We start from the raw sequence: 20,242 nt of genomic DNA, 5'->3' as shown, positions 1-20,242 counted from the left end.
GAGGCCGATAATACATCCGCGTCGCCATCACCGTCCAAATCCATGGCGTATACGGACCTGGCACCTTCCGCTGATGTCGTTATGACCTGCTGCGCGCCAAAATTGCCGCTGCCGTCATTCTCGTACCACGCTATCTTATTATCAAGAGATGAGGCCGATAATACATCCGCGTCGCCATCACCGTCCAAATCCATGGCGTATACGGAAATGGCACCATTCGCTGATGTCGTTATGACTTGCTGCGCACCAAAATTGCCGCTGCCGTCATTCTCGTACCACGCTATCTTATCATCAAATTCAGAGGCCGATAATACATCCGCGTCGCCATCACCGTCCAAATCCATGGCGTATACGGAAATGGCACCATTCGCTGATGTCGTTATGACCTGCTGCGCACCAAAATTGCCGCTGCCGTCATTCTCATACCACGCTATCTTATCATCAAACAAAGAGGCCGATAATACATCCGCATCACCATCCCCATCCAAATCCATAGCGTATACAAAACTTGCATGATCCACTAGGGTAGTGATGATTTGCTGCCCGCTAAAATTGCCGCTGCCGTCGTTCTCATACCATACTACCTTATCATTATCACTTGCCTCTGACGCCGATAAAACGTCCGAATCGCCGTCGCCATCCAAATCCGCAGCGTATATAGTCGATTCATTAGCTGCAGCCGTAGTAACGAGCTGGACGCTAAAATTCCCACTACCATTATTCTTGTACCACACTATATTGTTTGAAAACCTTGAAGCCGATAAAACGTCCGAATCGCCATCGCCATCCAAATCCGCGGCGTATACCACACTATAACCAGCATCCACCGTTATCAATTGCTGCGCGCCAAAATTGCCGCTGCCGTCATTCTCGTACCACGCTATCTTATCATCAAATTCAGAAGCCGATAAAACCTCAGCATCGCCATCGCCATCCAAATCCGTGGCGTATACTGATTTGGCAGCATTCGCTGAAATCGATATGATTTGCTGGGCACCAAAATTGCCGCTGCCGTCATTCTCGTACCACGCTATCTTATCATCATTTCTTGAGGCCGATAATACATCCGCGTCGCCATCACCGTCCAAATCCATGGCGTATACGGAACTGGCATCATCCGCTGATGTCGTTATGACCTGCTGCGCACCAAAATTGCCGCTGCCGTCATTCTCGTACCACGCTATCTTATCATCATTTCCTGAGGCCGATAATACATCCGCGTCGCCATCACCGTCCAAATCCATGGCGTATACCGAATAGGCACCATCCGCTGATGTCGTTATGACCTGCTGCGCACCAAAATTGCCGCTGCCGTCATTCTCGTACCACGCTATCTTATCATCATTTCCTGAGGCCGATAATACATCCGCGTCGCCATCACCGTCCAAATCCATGGCGTATACCGAATAGGCACCATCCGCTGATGTCGTTATGACCTGCTGCGCACCAAAATTGCCGCTGCCGTCATTCTCGTACCACGCTATCTTATCATCATTTCTTGAGGCCGATAATACATCCGCGTCGCCATCACCGTCCAAATCCATGGCGTATACGGAACTGGCAAAATCCGCTGATGTCGTTATGACCTGCTGCGCACCAAAATTGCCGCTGCCGTCATTCTCGTACCACGCTATCTTATCATCATACGAAGAGGCCGATAATACATCCGCGTCGCCATCACCGTCCAAATCCATGGCGTATACGGACCTGGCACCATCCGCTGATGTCGCAATGATTTGCTGGGAGCCAAAATTGCCACTGCCGTGATTCTCGTACCACGCTATCTTATCATCAACAAAAGAGGCCGATAATACATCCGCGTCGCCATCACCGTCCAAATCCATGGCGTATACGGACCTGGCACCATCCGCTAATGTTGTAATGACCTGCTGGGCGCCAAAATTGCCACTGCCGTCATTTTCGTACCACGCTATCTTATCATCAGCCGAAGAGGCTGATAATACATCCGCGTCGCCATCACCGTCCAAATCCGTGCCATAAATGGATTCAGGGCCATTCGCACGGGTAATGATTGTATTGGGAGTAAAGCCAGGGGCGCTACACGAAAAAGCACAAGGCGGGCAGTTGCTTCCGCCACAATCGACTCCCGTTTCATCCCCATTCTGAATACCATCGGAGCAGGTAACAGGAAGGCTGCTATCAGAGGACCGTAAAGACCGGTCAGGGCTCAAAGTCAGGCTGGCAGTTGACTCCGGCACCACCGAAGACCAACCAATCATCAACAAAAACAGAAAAGGGGAAAACAACAGGCTTAGGTGTCCTTTTTTCATGAGGGTTAAAAGCTTTTAAGATTAAGATTAACGTTAAAATGGAATAATAGAAGTAGGATTTTTTCAAATTTACACCAATACCAGCATCTTGGAATTGCACGATAATCCCAAAGAGTAGCATTATTGTCCCAACAGGATTAAAATATTGGAGATCAGAATATTAGGTAACAAATAACAGCGTGCTTAGAGGAAGGGAAACTGGGTAAAATCCCATATTTTCGATTCTGCGGGCTTGTCCCTGCCCTTAGGCCCGGGGTGTGCTGTGCTCCGGCATCTTCCCGGTGAGGATGCCGCAGTTTGCAAACCGTATTTGCTATTTAGAGATTTTTTCCTCCTGACTTTCTAAACTCTGATGGGCTTTTCCCAAAAGTTTTCTTGAATTGCCTCGCAAAAAAGTTAGGGCTCGAAAAGCCCGTTTCGTAGGCAATCTCTTTGATGGATTTCCCGGTTTCCAGTAGCATTTTTTTTGCAGTGGTGAGCCGAATGGATAAAATAAAAGTTTTCGGAGGCTGTTGAAGCAGGTTGTTGAATTTTCGAAACAACTGAGAACGACTCAGATTCAGTTCCCTGGCTAGTTGTTCTACATCAAATTGAGCATCAGATAAATTGGCAACTATTATTTTCATCGTGTTGACCAAAAAAGCTTCATCAGACTTGGCTGATGAAAGCGCTTCTGAATGGAGCCTTTGTAAGAGTTCTTCGACATAACCTTCTCTGCGGTACTTCTCACGCAATCGGGCCTGTGTGAGGAGGAGCTGCCCTATCTTAGCTTTTAGTTCGGTAGGAAGAAAGGGCTTGGTAATGAAGGCATCTGCTCCGCTTTTCCAGCCATAGGTTTTGGATTCCTCATCAAGCCCGGTAAGTAAAATGATCGGAATATGCTCAGTTGCTGTGTTCTTCTTTAATTGGCTGCACAGCCAAAAACCATCTTTTTCCGGCATTAAAACATCGCTGATTACTATTTCCGGAATAAATGAAAGGGCTGTCTCCAAACCTTCAAGCCCATTGGTAGCCTGAATGATGTGGTAATCGGCTTGAAGGACCATATTCAGAAACTGCAATACATCCTGATTATCCTCTACAATTAAAAGGGTAGGTTGAGCGCCTTTGACCTTGGAAGTTAACGAGCTCTTTTCAGGCCTTGTCTGCAAGGAAGATGGAGAGCTCCTTCTTTCATCAATAGGAAATCGCAGTATAAAGTTAGTCCCTTCGCCCGCTTTACTTTCTATCATTACAGTACCTCTGAGTAGCCTGACAAGCTCCCTTACCAGGCTTAAGCCAATGCCATAACCAGGCATTTGAGCAATACCCCGCTGATCTGGTTGTTGAAAAAAGCCGAAAATTTTCGAAAGCGCTTCTTTTTCAATACCAATCCCATTATCTTTTATCTGAATTTTAAAATATTGCCCTTCCTGTTCTACCTCAACCTCAACCTTACCACCGGGAGGAGTAAATTTAATGGCGTTGGAAATCAGATTCCTAATAATTAGGTTTAACTTTTCGGGATCATAGTGCATCGACACGCCATCTCCTGGCGCTATCAATTGCAAAGTGATTTGTTTGTTCAATGCCAAAGGCTGAAACGAATCTACCAAATAGCGCAAATAAGACACCACATCACCATAGACATAGGTTGTCTTGATTTCCGCCACCTCCAATCTCCTCAAATCAAGCAACTGTTTCACCAATCTACTCAAGTGGTCAGCATTCCGATTGATGAGCGCAATACCATCAGCAGTGTCACTATTTGGTTTAAAGAGCAACTCCTCTGATATTCCTTTTATAATACTCAGGGGAGATTGGAATTCATGCGTAAAATAGGTGTAGAGCCTACTTTTGATGATATCAAGTTCTTTTAGGTTTTTGTATTCTATTTGCTTGGTTTTCTGAGCCATTGCAGCATTGAAACCTAATATCAAAAGGCTAATAATTAATATTGCCCCCATTACTTTAGCCCAAAGCTGCCCATACCAGGGCGGCAAAATCTTAAAAGTTATTTTTTCCTCCAGAGGAGTATTCATTGCGCTATCGGCTGCTCTTATCCGGAACGTATAGGTGCCGGGCTGTAGGCTGACGAACTCCTTATAGCGCACCTTAGTCTCTTCCCAACCCTGTTGAATCCCCTGCCCCTCCAGCTTAGTTTGGTATTTTATTTCTCCCAGGCTCTGATAAGAAAGACCTACATAATGTATCTGAATCTTATTCTGATGATGGTTTAGTTCATAACTCGGTTTAAGCGCCAATGTCCGACCATTCACAGCAACTTTTGAGATAATCAAATTTGGTTGTTCACGTTTTGTAAGCAAAGAATCCGCATTGAATATTTTTAATCCTTTGCCAGCGGCCAGAATGATAGTTTCATTGACCAGAGATAAGTCATTAAGCTCATGAGCAGCAGTATATTGTTTAAGATTGATAAACTGCCAAGTCAATTGGTCAGGCGCTTCTCCCGCTAAGCTACATTTGATAAGCCCATCAGGAGTGACGGCCCATAAGTTGCCATTCCCATCTTCAGCAATAGATTTTACAATCTTGTTCTCCAAAATTACCCTTTGTCTTAGGTTTTTATCCAACACGAATAAGCCATGCCCGTTAGTAGCTACCCAAAGTCTTCCGGAATCATCTAAGTGGATATCCCTGACCGGTTTGTCTAATGCTTTGTAAATTGTTGGCTCATTGTCTATGCCCTCTTCATATTTAAGAAATAAGCCATCATTTCTACCCATGGCAAGCACCTCATTTTCGTCATCAAAGACCGTAGCGTACACTCTACCTTTGTGGATGGTGTCAAGCGTATTGTGGCGTTTATCGAACGTAAATACTCCCTCGGCTGCTGAAACGAAAATTTTGCCCGAATGGCTTTGCGAAATGTGCTTATAGTTTCCAGGAAAAAAGTGCTCAGCTTGCCAGCTGTTTCCATTTAAAGCCCTGTTAGACAACACCGCAAACCCGAAATCGCCAGCTATTAACATACGACGATTGGAGATAAAATGTATCGTTCGAATGTTACCCCCTCCAAAATGATCCTGAACATCAAAACATGACACAAATTTGTCTTTATCAAGGACAAACAACTCGCCAGACTTTGCGCCTATCCAGATTCGATGGTCAAGATCAAAAGCTAACTTCGTGCAGCTATTCGGTGATAAAGTTTTTGGGAGATAGATTTGGGCGCTACCTATATTTCTTGGAGTGAGCAGATACAGCCCATTAATTGTAGATATCCAAATATTTCGATTTCGGTCTTCTTTAATTATATTTAAATCGAGCGTACTTAGAAAGGCCATCCCGGGAACCCGCTTTAAATTCCTGTCCACTATAAAAGTGCCTTTAGAAGTTAACAGCCCCAACTTATCCTCACTTACTACAATCACTCTGTTCAGCACCAAATCCTGATCCAGCAAATCGGAAAAACTGACAGACCTTATCTTCATAAGGTCGTATGTATAGAGACTATCTTGTGTAAAGAAGCACCACTTAGAAGCAAACCATACCGCGCGTTTTATAAAATCGTTCTGGCTTTTTAGCTCAAGTTCCAGCGCCAACGAATCAAGCACCTTTTTATAAAGTTTGATACCATCATCAGCCGTTGCAAAGTAAGTTTGTCGTTCGTTAGCACTGCCTATGCCAATTACCTTTTCGTTATCAAAAGAGTGGATTTGCCTAACGGTGTCATGTACGACCTCATATAGGTTGCCTGTATCCTGATCTGTGGTAAAATAAACTCCATCCCCTTCTCTTTCATAGTAGCGGTAGATGAAAAATTGCGCTGAGCTATCCCTGGTGCATTTGTGAAATTGCCCATCTTTAAAATAGATGACTTCATTAAAAGTGGACAACCAGATCTTACCTTCTTCATCCTGAAATGTCCCCCATATATCAAGACTTGGAAGATTGTGCTCAAGATTAAAAACAGAAAAGCTGTAACCATCAAATTTAGCCAGCCCCCTATTGGTACAGACCCAAACATACCCTACCGAGTCTCTCATAGTGCTGTACACCTGCCTTGATGGAAGCCCCAGTTCGGGAGTGAAGTGAATATAGTTAGGCGTCTGAGCAGTCCCGGGGACCGTAAAGACAATTATTGCAATGACGGGTATAAAGCGCAGCAGTATTGACATGGCGAAAAACAAATACGACTATTCAGTACGCTTGCTTGCTGAATAGTTGAAAAACGATGGAATTATCCATAAACCAATTCCATAATGCTGTAAAATAGTATAAAAATCGCAGAATATAGCCGACGTAACCCTTAAAAGAACTTCCGGTCAGCCAAACCAAACGGCAGGAACTGGAAGCCCATATCCAAAAGCTGGGATAAGCGGAAAACAGCGTGTGTACAACAAACTACACAAAACAGAAAACCATACCACATTTAAGCGCTATGCTGCTGGGGTAGAGCTTCCCGCCTCTGCTCCAGCTTTTCCAGTGGCTGCTGGGGTAGAGCTTCCCGCTCTGCTCCAGCTTATCCAATGGCTGCTGGGGTAGAGCTTCCCGCTCTGCTCCAGCTTATCCAATGGCTGCTGGGGTAGAGCTTCCCGCTCTGCTCCAGCTTTTCCAGTGGCTGCTGGGGTAGAGCTTCCCGCTCTGCTCCAGCTTTTCCGGGAGAAAACAGCAATGCCTACTCTCTGTCCTCACAAGCCCCTTCTTCCCAGTAGGCGACGCCGCCATAATTTTCGGCGTAGCAGGAGTTCGAGTAGGTTTTGCCGTCACAGCCACAGACGGGCTGATAGATTTCGATGCAGGCCGCTGCCTTGTCGATCTTAGAAGAGTCAACACAATCATCGGTCACAGCACCGTTGCGGTTGCAGGTAGCGCTTATCAACAGCAGAGCGAATGCTGGAATTAGAAAGATATACTTCATTGGTAATGAGGTTTTCCTAAAAAACGCAGCATTGGGCTTACGAGTTGTATCAATGCGCAGTATCCTTATCAGGCTTGCCCAAAGTACGCAGCAACAGGAAACCAGTCAGGCCAGCAATCAGCGAGCCAATCAGAATACCCACTTTTGCAGAGTCCAGCAGCGCAGGGTTGTCCTTAAAGGCAAGGTTGGCAATGAAAATAGACATCGTGAAGCCGACCCCGGCCAGAAAGGATACGCCAAGTATTTGCATCCTGCTCACGCCATCGGGCAGTTTAGAAATACCCAGCCGAAGCGCCAGATTGGACATTAGGAAAATACCAACAGCTTTACCCACGATCAGGGCCAGGGTCTCCGGGTCGTTATTAGATAGTACAAATACCAACGCCGGGAAAGCAATCCCTCCAATAGCTGCGAATAAGGGGAAAATGGCCTTTTTGGGCGCGTTTAACTCTCCGACGGAAAGCTCCCGCTTAATTTCCAGCCCGATCAGGAAAAAGAAGAGCGGTATGACCTTCTTACCAAACCATTCGGGCGGTTTGCGCCATCAGCGCTCCGGGTTAAGCCTTTTCCTGATCGCCTTACTGATTGGGAATTGCAGGGGCGAACCTGATCCGCCACCTGAGGTACAAGAGCATCTGCAGTCCATTGCCCTTCAGCATTTTCAGGACATGCCTGTAAGTAAAAGCCTGCTGCCTATTGCTGATTATGACCGCTGGGTGGGTACGCGTATGCAAGTGCAGCACGATGGCCGTGGGCATGTCTTTACCGTTCCACCACCACCGCCTGTCGATACGGTTTTGTACGATTCGGACTTCCCTGTCCTCGCCCGGCAGGCTCAACTTACACGCGGAGATATCCGGGCTTTTCGTTCACAATTGTTGAGCACCAGCCAGCCTCAGCAGTTACAGCCTAGGCCCGGGCTGCAACAGATTGATCCTGCTACTGGTCCTTCCAGCGCTCATTATTGCCTTTCCGTGCCGCTCTTCAATGCAGATTACTCCAGGGCACTCTTGTCAGTTCACCACTGTATTCCTGGTGCATTCCGGGGTTTACATTATGTGCTGGAACGCCGGGATACGAGCTGGGAAGTGGTTTATTCCCGTTTGTATGTAATCGAATAGGCTTAACACCAAAACCTCCTTTTACAGAGCAGGAAAACGCACCTTTGCAAAAACCGGGATTTATTCCAGGAGACCATTGAGGAGCGCCTTCACATCGTCACCGGCATCGGCGGCAAAAGCATGACGGGTAGTCCGGGCTTTGCGGAGCAGCACATCCGGCAGTTGTTTGCGGGTGTGCCTGAAGTGCAGGAGCTCCGTTAGGTCTGCCCTTTAAAAACGAAAACGTTGCAGTTTACTACTTGCGCTAAGGCGGCGGTTTGCACCTTTTAGCATACCCTGATTGCCGTGCCCCCGACCATACGGTCATTGCCCCAAGCTCCGATTTTCCCTACCTTCGCAGAAAAAACGGGGAGCTGGCAAAGGCTCTGCTATATATGACAAAATCTTTCCTTACACTGCTGGGGCTATGGCTGCTGGCTGTGCCTGACCTGGATGCCCAATCACTTACCCTGACCAATGCAGGTCATACGCCTCTTCCGGGTGCAACGATCGTTGGGCAGCCCAGTGGCACTTTTGCCGTAACGGGCCAGGACGGGCAGGCTGACCTCAGTCCTTTCCCACCTGCTGACACCCTGATGATTCAGCTCCTGGGCTACAAAACACAGCAGATCACCTACGCGGCAGCCCGGGTACAAGGCTTCCGTGTACAACTCGAGATGACCGCCCTGGCACTGGATCAGGTCGTCGTTTCTGCCAGCCGCTGGGCACAGAATGCCAGCCACGTCCCCAATCGGGTGGCGACCATACGATCGGAGGAAGTATTGTTACGCAATCCGCAAACCGCTGCTGATCTGCTGGGCAGTTCGGGGGAGGTCTTCATACAAAAAAGCCAGCAGGGGGGCGGCAGCCCGATGATCCGGGGCTTCGCTACCAACCGCCTGCTGATTGCGGTGGACGGTGTGCGGATGAATACGGCTATTTTTCGGAGCGGCAACTTGCAAAATGTCATTTCCCTCGACCCCTTCGCCACTGAGCAAACCGAGCTGCTCTTCGGGCCCGGCTCTGTGCTCTACGGCAGCGATGCCATCGGGGGCGTCATGGCCTTTTACACCCTCACCCCTACCCTTGCCGATAGTCAGGAGCCGGAGTCTTCGGGTAGTGGCACCCTGCGCTATGCTTCCGCCAATGAGGAGCTGACCGGGCACTTCGACATCAATATCGGCGGGCAAAAATGGGCAGCAGTGAGCAGCTTTTCCCACAACCGCTACGGCGATCTCCGGATGGGGCAACACGGGCCGGACGATTACCTGAGGCCTTTTTACGTGGAGCGCATCGACGGGGCTGACAGGGTGGTTTCCAACCCCGACCCGCTGTTGCAAACGCCTACGGGGTACGAACAGACCAACCTGATGCAGAAGGTACGGTTCCGACCCAGTGCTGCCTGGGACTTCACCTACGCCTTCCACTATTCTGCCACCACGGACTATGCCCGCTACGACCGCCTGGTCCGCGACCGCAATGGCGTGCCCCGAAGTGCGGAATGGTCCTATGGCCCACAGGTATGGCAAATGAATCAGCTGCAGGCTTCACATACCGGGCAAAACATGTTTTATGACGAAGCCCGTGTAAGCCTTGCCCATCAGTTTTTTGAGGAAAGCCGTATTGACCGGGATTTTGGAGACCCGGTCCGGCGCACCCGCACCGAAGCGGTCGATGCACTTTCGGCCAATCTGGATTTCACCAAACGGATTGGGCGGCACCAACGGCTGCTATACGGATTGGAAGCCCTTTACAACAAAGTGGCCTCAGAAGGGCAGCTCAATAATCTGGACACAGGAGCGGAAGATGCTGGCCCGGCCCGGTATCCTCAAGCCAACTGGCAATCCTATGCGGCCTATCTGACGTATCAGCTTGAAGTAAACCCTAAGCTCCGTTTGCAGGCTGGGGCACGTTACAACCACTTTCTGCTTGACGCTGATTTTGATACCACGTTTTTTCCCTTCCCCTTCACCAACGCAAGCCTGAATAACGGAGCCCTAACCGGCAGTATTGGCGCTGTGTACCGCCCCGCGCCGTCCTGGGGGCTGCGCGCCAACTTCTCCACTGGCTTCCGCGCGCCCAATGTGGATGATATGGGCAAAGTCTTCGATTCCGAACCGGGCTCAGTGGTCGTGCCGAACCCTAACCTTGGGGCGGAATATGCCTATAATGCCGAACTGGGTTTTTCCAAAGTTATCAGCGATGTGCTACAGGTCGACCTGACGGGTTACTATACCTTGCTGGATAATGCCCTGGTCAGGCGGGAATTCGCGCTTTCAGGCCAGGATAGTATCCTCTACGATGGTACGCTGAGCCGGGTGCAAGCGGTGCAGAACGCCGCTCAGGCCTGGGTCTACGGAGTGCAGGCAGGCATCGGGGCGCAATGGCCCAATGGTTTGGGGCTACATGCCCGTTTCAACTTTCAGGAAGGAGAGGAAGAACTGGAGGAAGGAGGCACCACGCCCCTGCGCCATGCGGCACCCTGGTTCGGGGTATTCCGGGTGCAATATGAGCAGGAGGCTTTCCGCCTTGAGCTGAACGCGCAATACCACAGTGCTTTCGCTTTCGAAGAACTGCCGCTGACGGAGCAGGACAAGCCATACTTATACGCTGCTGACGCTAATGGCAATCCTTATGCACCGGCCTGGTACACGCTGGACTTCCGGGCGCTCTACCGGATCAGCGAGACTTTTACCCTTAGTGCCGGGGTGGAAAACCTGACCGATCAGCGGTACCGGCCTTATTCTTCAGGGCTGGCAGGTTCGGGACGGAATGTGGTGCTGAGCGGGCGGGTTGGGTTTTAAGAGGGTGTACCGCCTAAAGTCAAGCCTGCCTATTCCGGGAAAAAGAGGGGAAGAATGGAAAATGCACTTATGTTTGAGCTATTCTTCTGCCCCAACCTACCCACTCTGAAAACTCATGATCCATGGTCGCAACACCTCACTTCAAATCCTTCGAAAAACAGACGGAACAGCTCCGGGCCATTGCTCATCCTTTACGGCTTGCTATACTTCACCTACTCCACCGGCAGGCGCCCCTCACCGTTACGAATATCCACGAGGCCCTGAGCATTGAGCAGGCTACGGCTTCCCACCACCTGAAGATACTGAGGCAGGCGGGAATACTGCGTCCACGGCGGGACGGGCGCTATGCGTACTATGAACTCACGAGTGATGCCTTTGGGGAAATCCTGGAATTGATGGAAAACTCATGATTTGTTCCTATTTTTGCGCACGCAAAAATCAAGGACGTTATGCTCACCGCTATTTCCCCTATCGACGGGCGCTATGCCGCCAAGACAACAGACCTTTCTCATTTTTTCTCCGAATTTGCCCTGATCAAGTACCGGGTGCTGGTGGAGGTACAGTATTTCACGGCATTGGTCAACCACCCGCTGCCCCAGCTGCAGGACTTCCCAACAGCCAAGCTCGATGACTTGCTGCGGATGGCCAACCGGTTCTCCATGGAAGATGCGGAACGCATCAAGGCCATCGAAAAGGTCACCAACCACGATGTTAAGGCGGTGGAGTACTTCCTCAAGGAGCAGTTCGATACGCTCGGGCTGGAAAAATACAAGGAGTTCATCCACTTTGGGCTGACCTCTCAGGACATCAACAACACGGCTACCCCGCTCATGATCAAGCACGCCCTGTATCAGGTGTGGCTGCCGGCGCTCAAGGAGGTCCGTAGCCAACTGTCGGGCCTTGCAGAAGAATGGTCTGGTATCCCCATGCTGGCGCGCACCCACGGGCAGCCCGCTTCCCCCACTGCCCTGGGTAAGGAAGTTCAGGTGTTTGTAGCCCGTATTGATGAGCAACTGGAGCAGCTGGACCGCATCCCGTTCAAAGCCAAGTTTGGGGGCGCTACCGGTAATTTCAATGCCCACTATGTCGCCTATCCGGATATCGACTGGCACGCCTTTGGGCACGCTTTTGTAGAAGAAGCCCTCGGCATCCACCGGGCCTTCCCCACCACACAGATTGAGCACTACGACAACCTCGCTGCCATTTTCATGGCTCAAAAGCGGATCAACACCATCCTGCTCGACCTTTGCCGGGATATCTGGACGTACATTTCCATGGACTACTTTGGGCAGAAGGTGGTGGAAGGTGAGGTCGGCTCCTCGGCCATGCCGCACAAAGTCAACCCCATTGATTTTGAGAATGCGGAAGGCAACCTGGGCATCGCCAATGCGCTGTTCACCCATCTGGCGGATAAGCTGCCCGTTTCCCGCCTGCAGCGCGACCTGACGGACAGCACCGTACTGCGCAACGTTGGGGTACCCTTTGCGCATGCCCTGATTGCGTTCAAGTCTATTCAAAAAGGCCTTGGAAAGCTCCTCCTGAACCGTGCCAAACTGGAGGCCGACCTGGAGAAAAACTGGATGGTCGTCGCCGAAGGCATCCAAAATATCCTGCGCCGGGAAGGCTACCCACAACCCTACGAAGCGCTGAAAGCGCTGACCCGGGGCAAGACTGCCATCACCAAAGGGGATATCCACACTTTTGTGGATGGGCTGAAGGTGGCTGATGCCATCAAGGCGGAGCTGAAGCTGATTACGCCACAGAATTATGTTGGGAAATAAGCTTAAAGCGTGTGGCTGCGCCTGTTAATCTGCTCTTTTCGGCACTGCTTTGATACCACCTGGGCTTTGCTGTATTCCTTGGGGACATTGCACATTACGCACCTACGGCGCGGGAAACAGCAACTGATTAGAGGGTTACCCACATACAGCTCCTAAAGGAGCTCCAGGGGTTGCCTACACTTTCCCTTGAGCTTTGATAGCAGAATAGAGCGGTAACTGCTCTGTGTACACCCAGCTCTAGCTGCCCCAGTGCCCCATTAGGGGCATAATGTGGGCAACTCCCTGGCATCGCGCTGGCTCCGCGCCGTAGGTGCGGGAGGTGAACTACTCAGAGCGGCTACGCCTGGAAACGATGCCCTATCGCTCACGTCTGGCACCGAAACTTTCGACATACGCACATTACGCACCTACGGCGCGGGGAAGCGGCAACAGATTAGAGGGTTACCCACATACAGCTCCTAACGGAGCTTCAAGGAGTTGCTTACACCTTCCCTTGTGCCTTGATAGCGGACTAGAGCGGTAACTGCTTTGTGCACAACTCAGCCATCCCGGCCCCAGTGCCACATTAGGGGCATAATGTGGGTAACTCCAAGAGATCGAAAGGGCTCCGCGCCGTAGGCGCGGGATGTGAACTACTCAGAGCGGCTACGCCTGGAAACGCTACTCTATCCCTTACGTTCGGCACCAAACCTTTCCACATAGGCATATTACGCACCTACGGCGCGGGGAAGCGGCAGCAGATTGGGGTTACCCACATACAGCTCCTAACGGAGCTTCAAGGAGTTGCTTACACCTTCCCTTGTGCCTTGATAGCGGACTAGAGCGGTAACTGCTTTGTGCACAACTCAGCCATCCCGGCCCCAGTGCCACATTAGGGGCATAATGTGGGTAACTCCAAGAGATCGAAAGGGCTCCGCGCCGTAGGTGCGGGATGTGAACTACTCAGAGCGGCTACGCCTGGAAACGATGCCCTATCGCTCACGTCTGGCACCGAAACTTTCGACATAAGCACATTACGCACCTACGGCGCGGGAAGCGGCAACAGATTGGGGTTACCCACATACAGCTCCTAACGGAGCTTCAAGGGTTGCCTACACCTTCTCTTCTCTTGAGCCTTGATAGCGGACTAAAGCTGTATACTGCTTTGTGCACAACTCAGCTATCCCCACCCCAGTGCCCCATTAGGGGCATAATGTGGGTAACTCCAAGAGATCGAAAGGGCTCCGCGCCGTAGGTGCGGGAGGTGAACTACTCAGAGCGGCTACGCCTGGAAACGATGCCCTATCGCTCACGTCTGGCACCGAACCTTTCGACATAAGCACATTACGCACCTACGGCGCGGGAAGCGGCAACAGATTGGGGTTACCCACATACAGCTCCTAACGGAGCTTCAAGGGTTGCCTACACCTTCTCTTCTCTTGAGCCTTGATAGCGGACTAAAGCTGTATACTGCTTTGTGCACAACTCAGCTATCCCAGCCCCAGTGCCCCATTAGGGGCATAATGTGGGTAACCCAAAGGCATCGAAAGGGCTCCGCGCCGTAGGTGCGGGATGTGACTTGAATCTTTCTCTCGTAAAAGAGCGAAATGGTTAGTCTGCTACCTCCTGTTCCGTTGAGATAAATTGGGAGGTAGAGCTTATATTTGTCAGGCAACCTCTTTCTTAACTTTTGCTAATCCCCCTAAACCAATGCCAAATACCTACACACAAATTCACATACAAGCCGTCTTTGCCGTACGCTATCGTCAAGCTGCCATACAAAAAGAATGGCAGGAAGAATTATATCGTTACATCACCGGCATTGTACAAAACCACAACCATAAGGTTCTTCAAATTGGAGGTATGCCGGACCACGTACACCTGTTCTTTGGCATGCGCCCTACTCAATCTCTATCTGACCTGATGCGGGATGTTAAAGGAGAGTCCTCGGAATGGATAAACAAGAGCGGTTTTTGTAAAAATTACTTTTCCTGGCAGACCGGTTATGGCGCGTTTTCTTATGCCAAGTCCCAAGTACCGAGGGTAATCCGGTATATCCAAAAGCAAGAGGAGCACCATCGGAAAAAGACTTTTCTGGAAGAGTATGAAGACTTCCTGAAAGCCTTCGAGGTGGAGTATGATGAACGTTTTATCTTTAAACCCTTGGAGTGAAGCACATTACGCACCTACGGCGCGGGAAGCGGCAGCAGATTGGGGTTACCCACATACAGCTCCTAACGGAGCTTCAAGGGTTGCCTACACCTTCTCTTCTCTTGAGCCTTGATAGCGGACTAGAGCTGTATACTGCTTTGTGTACAACTCAGCTATCCCGGCCCCAGTGCCCCATTAGGGGCATAATGTGGGTAACTCCAAGAGATCGAAAGGGCTCCGCGCCGTAGGTGCGGGATGTGAACTACTCAGAGCGGCTACGCCTGGAAACGATGCCCTATCGCTCACGTCTGGCACCGAACCTTTCGACATAAGCACATTACGCACCTACGGCGCGGGGAAGCGGCAACAGATTGGGGTTACCCACATACAGCTCCTGACGGAGCTTCAAGGGTTGCCTACACCTTCTCTTCTCTTGAGCCTTGATAGCGGACTAGAGCTGTATACTGCTTTGTGTACAACTCAGCTATCCCGGCCCCAGTGCCCCATTAGGGGCATAATGTGGGTAACTCCAAGAGATCGAAAGGGCTCCGCGCCGTAGGTGCGGGATGTGAACTACTCAGAGCGGCTACGCCTGGAAACGATGCCCTATCGCTCACGTCTGGCACCGAACCTTTCGACATAAGCACATTACGCACCTACGGCGCGGGAAAGCGGCAACTGATTAGAGGTTACCCACATACAGCTCCTGACGGAGCTTTAAGGAGTTGCTTACACCTTCCCTTATCACTGATAGCGGACTAGAGCGGTGACTGCTTTGTGTAAAATCCAGCCATCCCAGCCCCAGTACCCCATTAGGGGCATAATGTGGGTAACTCCAAGAGATCGAAAGGGCTCCGCGCCGTAGGTGCGGGAGGTCAACTAAGACCCTGGGAATCCAACAGCACTCTCAGGTTATCGATCGTTAGCCTTGACCATACTTCCTGCCTTTGATTATTGCTTACGGACTTCGGCGAAGAAGCCCCGCCCCCCTCTTAACGTTTCATTAGGAAGCCAGACTAAGCAATTGTCCCAAATACGCGTTAACTTAGGACAAAGATTTTCCAAGTTATGCGTGGATACTCCGGATTACTGGCAGCTTTGGTGCTGGGGCTTATGGTTAGCTGTTCGCAGCCTGAACCTGAGGCAGCGGCAGCTGGTCAGGCCGGGTCTTTGCCCATACACGAGGCGCCCGTTGCACCAACCGACTACCGGATTCAGTGGGGGGCTTTGAGCATCCCACTGTCCAAATTCGCTAATCCGGAAGTTTACAAGGGCGAGGCAGCACTTCCGCTGGATGAGTTTAAAATGCTGATCGGGCAGCCGCTAAAGGTTTTCAGGGAAGCCCGGTCGCTGCCCTTTGAAGTCGTACAGCTGCACCGGGAGCCTTATCAGCGGTTTGGGCCTTTCTGGTTTTCCTACCCTGACTACACATCTGATCAAGGGTTCGACGCATCGGTAGTGGCTACTTATCAAAACGGTATCCGACCGGGAGATATCATCAGCCTGCGGATTGATGCTGCCGACAGTATCCGGATTCAGTCCCTGCACATCCGGGTCATTGACCCCATGCTGCCGTACAGCCCTGCCGTAAAGGTCCCCCACCCCCGGCATACACAGGAAGCTTTCGGGTTTCAGGTGATACAGGAAACCGGGCAGCGCCCCATCCTCCGTATTGATACTTCCGCAACCGGAACCCGACATATTTATGAGCTGTACCAGCAAAACGCCCTTTACAAAATCATTCACATACCAGGCTTCCGGACTTACAACCGCTTACTGGCCGACCGCGATCAGCTCTTTTCCACACAGGAAATCCGGCGTACGACCACGCTTACAGAGCCATTGGACTGGAAAGCCCTGCCCGATTATATGGACTACCGTGGGCCTGAGGTAGAGCTACGCTGGGGGCCACTAAGCGCCAATCCGATGAGCACGAATTATCATCTTTGGCAAATTGAAGGACAGTTGGCAGAGCCTGTTCGACTGTTTGTAGGGGCTGAAGAGCTACCCATTCACAGTTTTCAGATGATCATTGCTGGCACCTCCCAACAACCGGAGATGTGGGTCGCCAACAGCCTGCAGCAGCCCGAGCTGGCTAAGCGGCTCTGGCAGTTGCAGCCCGCCCAAACTCTTTATTTCAACCGCATCATCGTAGAGCCTGAACCCGGTTGCCTGCAACTTTTCCCGCAGGCTTTCGCCTTCAATATTGAATCTGCCCGGCCCTTCCGGCTCACAATAAAGGAGACCGGTGCCGCTCAGCCCTTCTTTGTTTCCGGCCAGGATACAACCGAATCCCCGGTTCGATTGTCTGTTATGGGAATGCGGCTTTCAGAAGTCCTGCCGAAACTGCTGGAAGTGGATACCAATCAGGTCCACTGTAGTGGCCTGTATCAGGATCCCCGGCTCGACATAATCTTTGCTTCAAGCCGGTACTCCCTTTCTGACGGAAAAGCGATGATCCTGGAGCAACTGGAAGAAGCATACCGATTGGAAATCGACTGGCGGCCTACGCCTCCGCAGTATGACTTGCAACTCAAAGACAGCCTGCTGCTGCAGGAGCACCTGACCACGGAAGACCCCGGGCGCATCATCTGGGACCAGCAGGAACGAACAGCACTGGTCCTGCGGGCACCGCTTTCGGAAGTCCTGCAGCTGATGCAGCGCGAGTTGGGCGTACCGGTGCACAACAACCTGTCTGTTTCGGAAAGGGCGCTGTTACGGGGGCATCTGGATTTTAGCAGCATAGCGGCCGCCCGGTCTTCACTGGCGCAATTTGGGTTGTCTTTGCAACGTTCGAAAGCCTGTTCGCAGGTCGTCATCCGACAAAGGCCATTGCAATAGAGCTTTCAGGGCGGGCTTGCGGTCATTTTTTTATAGTTTTGCGGACTAAAATTTGAATGCTATGTCGGTAGTGGTGCAGAACCTGACCAAAATATACGGGGAACAAAAGGCGGTCAATAATATTTCCTTCGAGGCGAAGCCCGGGCAGGTGCTTGGTTTTCTGGGCCCCAACGGTGCCGGAAAGACCACTACGATGAAAGTGCTGACTTGCTATATTCCACAAAGCAGCGGACAGGCCACTGTTTGTGGGTACGATGTGCAGGAAGCCCCTATGGAGGTCCGCCAAAACATTGGCTACCTGCCGGAGCACAATCCGCTTTATCTCGACATGTACGTGCGCGAATACCTCCGGTTTATTGCCGGGCTCCACAAGATCAGCAAACCCAATCAGCGCATCAGCGAGATGATCGAAATGACCGGGCTGGAGCGGGAGCAGCGCAAGCCTATTGGTGCGCTTTCCAAAGGTTACCGGCAACGGGTAGGCCTGGCGCAAGCCCTGCTGCATGACCCGCAAGTGCTGATTCTGGATGAGCCCACCGCCGGGCTTGACCCCAATCAGCTGGCTGATATCCGGGCGCTGATCAAACAACTGGGCGAGGAGAAAACGGTGATTTTTTCCACCCACATCATGCAGGAGGTGAAAGCCATTTGCGACCGGGTGGTGATCATCAACCGGGGTAATCTCGTAGCAGATGACACCATCGGCCACCTGCAGTCCGTCACTACCGGAGAGTCTGTGATTACGGTGGAGTTCCAGAGCAAAATCCCGCAGCAGCAGCTCAAAAAGATCAACGGCGTTAAGGAAGTCCGCCAACTTAATGGCTATCGTTATCAAATCCTGGCGGATGCGGAGGAGGACCTGCGGGCATCCGTCTTTGATTTCGCGGTAGACCAGAAAGTAAAGCTGCTGGAAATGCGCAAAGAAGTATTTGAGATGGACGAGGTATTCCAGCGCCTCACAAAGTAACCCTTATGCCTGCACTACAACGACTCCTTATTGGTTTGCTGTTTGCACTGCCTCTCTGGGCAGGTGCGCAGGCAGACTCGGCCCAGCTTAAGGCTGCTTTCCGGTTTCAGGATGGGGTTTACCTTACGCTGGATGCTCTGCGTAACAATCAGCCCGACTATCTTTGGAGTGACCTTAATGCCAAACTGGCTGCCAATGCGGAATCTTACCGGGCACAGGCCGAATATATCCGCTCTAAAGACGGTATGGAGCTACAGGAAGAGCTCTGGGGAATCGTACTCGATGGACTGCCTTATATCAAGTTACCGAATGAAATCATGAAAGATACGGCAGTACTGCACTTCGCCGGTTTGCGGGTTCGGGGCCGTATTTGCTATTACGAATTCGAGCGCGAAGAGGAGCGATTAGTAGAAATCAAAGCCTACAACCCACTGACCGGGCGCCCGTTCCGGCGGGGCAATATTTCCAAGCGGGAAATCATCAATGAGGCGCGTATCCTGCACCTGCTTACCGGGCAGCACGGCCCGCTCGATCAGCCTACCCTTATTGGCATGATTGGGGATGATACCAAGATGTACCGAACGGTTGATGAGCTGCCTGAGACGGCAAGTACCGACATGCTCTACAAATGTGTATTGATTTATGATGATCGCAATCCGGTTTATATCCCCGTACCGGAAGAAGAAGCAAAAAAATCCAAAAAGTAAGCCTACATGCAAAGTATTTTCCTAAAGGAAGTCAACGCATTTTTCAGTTCCCTGATCGGCTATATTGTCGTTGGGGTTTTTCTGGTCATTACCGGGCTCATTTTGTTTGTCTTCCCAGACACGAGCCTGTTGAATGTTAATTATGCCAGCCTGGGACCACTTTTTGAAATCGGCCCGATGGTGTTTCTATTCCTGATCCCTGCCGTAACGATGCGGTCTTTTGCAGAAGAATACCAAAGCGGCACCATAGAGCTGCTGGCGACCCGGCCCATTACCAGCCTGCAGATTATCCTGGGCAAATATCTGGCCTGTATAGTGCTGGTGCTTTTTGCCCTCATCCCCACCCTGCTGTACTATTACACCGTTTACCAATTGGGGTCACCAGTTGGGAATATTGACGGCGGTGCGGTGCTGGGCTCTTACATCGGGCTGTTCTTCCTGGCAGCTGCGTACGTGGCTATCGGGCTCTTTGCATCTTCCCTGTCTAACAACCAGATTGTCGCCTTTCTGCTGGCCACCTTCCTGGCCTTCTTCCTGTACTACGGCTTTGATTTCCTGAGCCGGCTTCCAGGCCTGGTAGGAAAAGTGGACGACGTGGTGCAGATGTTTGGCATTGACTACCACTACCGGTCTATCAGCCGGGGGTTAATCGATAGCCGGGATATCGTCTACTTCCTTTCGGTCATTGCATTGTTCCTGGGGCTTACCCTGTTTTCCATGGAACGCCGGAAATGGTAAATCAACAAAAGGCAGGATT

General features: G+C 51.0%; 13 protein-coding genes and 1 pseudogene. 9 read left to right on the top strand and 5 right to left on the bottom strand.

Features of this window, described 5'->3' with window-relative positions:
• From IX84_RS18325 to IX84_RS34650, 5 genes and pseudogenes are all read right to left on the bottom strand, one after another.
• A partial coding sequence (locus tag IX84_RS18325) for an FG-GAP repeat domain-containing protein (RefSeq protein WP_152605133.1) occupies positions 1 to 2,291 on the bottom strand: 2,291 nt, incomplete at its 3' end.
• Positions 2,292 to 2,608: 317 nt separating this feature from the next.
• Positions 2,609 to 6,280: a hybrid sensor histidine kinase/response regulator transcription factor gene (locus IX84_RS18315; RefSeq protein WP_160213822.1), complete on the bottom strand. Its 3,672-nt coding sequence runs from the start codon at positions 6,278 to 6,280 to the stop codon at positions 2,609 to 2,611.
• Between the two features lie 632 nt (positions 6,281 to 6,912).
• Positions 6,913 to 7,155 carry a Kazal-type serine protease inhibitor family protein gene (locus IX84_RS18310; protein ID WP_044224018.1) on the bottom strand — a complete coding sequence of 81 codons (243 nt, stop codon included), beginning with the start codon at positions 7,153 to 7,155 and terminating at the stop codon, positions 6,913 to 6,915.
• 49 nt (positions 7,156 to 7,204) lie between these two features.
• Positions 7,205 to 7,537: a Na+/H+ antiporter NhaA gene (locus IX84_RS18305; protein WP_072013670.1), complete on the bottom strand. Its 333-nt coding sequence runs from the start codon at positions 7,535 to 7,537 to the stop codon at positions 7,205 to 7,207.
• A gap of 30 nt (positions 7,538 to 7,567) precedes the next feature.
• Positions 7,568 to 7,630 (bottom strand): annotated as a pseudogene (locus tag IX84_RS34650) (hypothetical protein); the annotation flags it as partial.
• 31 nt (positions 7,631 to 7,661) lie between these two features.
• Between IX84_RS34650 and IX84_RS18300 the strand changes: the two are divergent.
• From IX84_RS18300 to gldF, 9 genes are all read left to right on the top strand, one after another.
• A complete protein-coding gene (locus IX84_RS18300) occupies positions 7,662 to 8,276 on the top strand; it encodes a hypothetical protein (RefSeq protein ID WP_044224014.1) in 615 nt (204 codons plus the stop codon).
• A gap of 374 nt (positions 8,277 to 8,650) precedes the next feature.
• Positions 8,651 to 11,059: a TonB-dependent receptor gene (locus IX84_RS18295; RefSeq protein ID WP_044224033.1), complete on the top strand. Its 2,409-nt coding sequence runs from the start codon at positions 8,651 to 8,653 to the stop codon at positions 11,057 to 11,059.
• 122 nt (positions 11,060 to 11,181) lie between these two features.
• Positions 11,182 to 11,469: an ArsR/SmtB family transcription factor gene (locus tag IX84_RS18290; RefSeq protein WP_044224012.1), complete on the top strand. Its 288-nt coding sequence runs from the start codon at positions 11,182 to 11,184 to the stop codon at positions 11,467 to 11,469.
• A gap of 39 nt (positions 11,470 to 11,508) precedes the next feature.
• Positions 11,509 to 12,840 carry an adenylosuccinate lyase gene (gene purB, locus IX84_RS18285; RefSeq protein WP_044224010.1) on the top strand — a complete coding sequence of 444 codons (1,332 nt, stop codon included), beginning with the start codon at positions 11,509 to 11,511 and terminating at the stop codon, positions 12,838 to 12,840.
• Positions 12,841 to 14,529: 1,689 nt separating this feature from the next.
• Entirely contained in the window at positions 14,530 to 14,991 is a 462-nt protein-coding gene (tnpA, locus tag IX84_RS18280; RefSeq protein ID WP_044224008.1) for an IS200/IS605 family transposase, read from the top strand.
• A gap of 1,047 nt (positions 14,992 to 16,038) precedes the next feature.
• Positions 16,039 to 17,811, top strand: coding sequence for a hypothetical protein (locus tag IX84_RS18275; protein ID WP_044224007.1), 1,773 nt, complete (start codon positions 16,039 to 16,041; stop codon positions 17,809 to 17,811).
• A 61-nt stretch (positions 17,812 to 17,872) separates the two neighbouring features.
• Positions 17,873 to 18,778 (top strand): gliding motility-associated ABC transporter ATP-binding subunit GldA, encoded by a 906-nt coding sequence (gene gldA / locus IX84_RS18270; protein ID WP_044224006.1) that lies wholly within the window; start codon positions 17,873 to 17,875, stop codon positions 18,776 to 18,778.
• A 5-nt stretch (positions 18,779 to 18,783) separates the two neighbouring features.
• Positions 18,784 to 19,485 (top strand): hypothetical protein, encoded by a 702-nt coding sequence (locus IX84_RS18265; RefSeq protein ID WP_044224005.1) that lies wholly within the window; start codon positions 18,784 to 18,786, stop codon positions 19,483 to 19,485.
• A 6-nt stretch (positions 19,486 to 19,491) separates the two neighbouring features.
• Positions 19,492 to 20,223 (top strand): gliding motility-associated ABC transporter permease subunit GldF, encoded by a 732-nt coding sequence (gene gldF, locus IX84_RS18260; RefSeq protein WP_044224004.1) that lies wholly within the window; start codon positions 19,492 to 19,494, stop codon positions 20,221 to 20,223.
• Positions 20,224 to 20,242 lie beyond the last annotated feature (19 nt).

The sequence above is a fragment of the Phaeodactylibacter xiamenensis genome, assembly GCF_000759025.1.
Lineage (GTDB): Bacteria > Bacteroidota > Bacteroidia > Chitinophagales > Saprospiraceae > Phaeodactylibacter > Phaeodactylibacter xiamenensis.
Note: the sequence above shows the minus strand (reverse complement) of the source record. Positions and strands in the feature narration are given on the sequence as shown.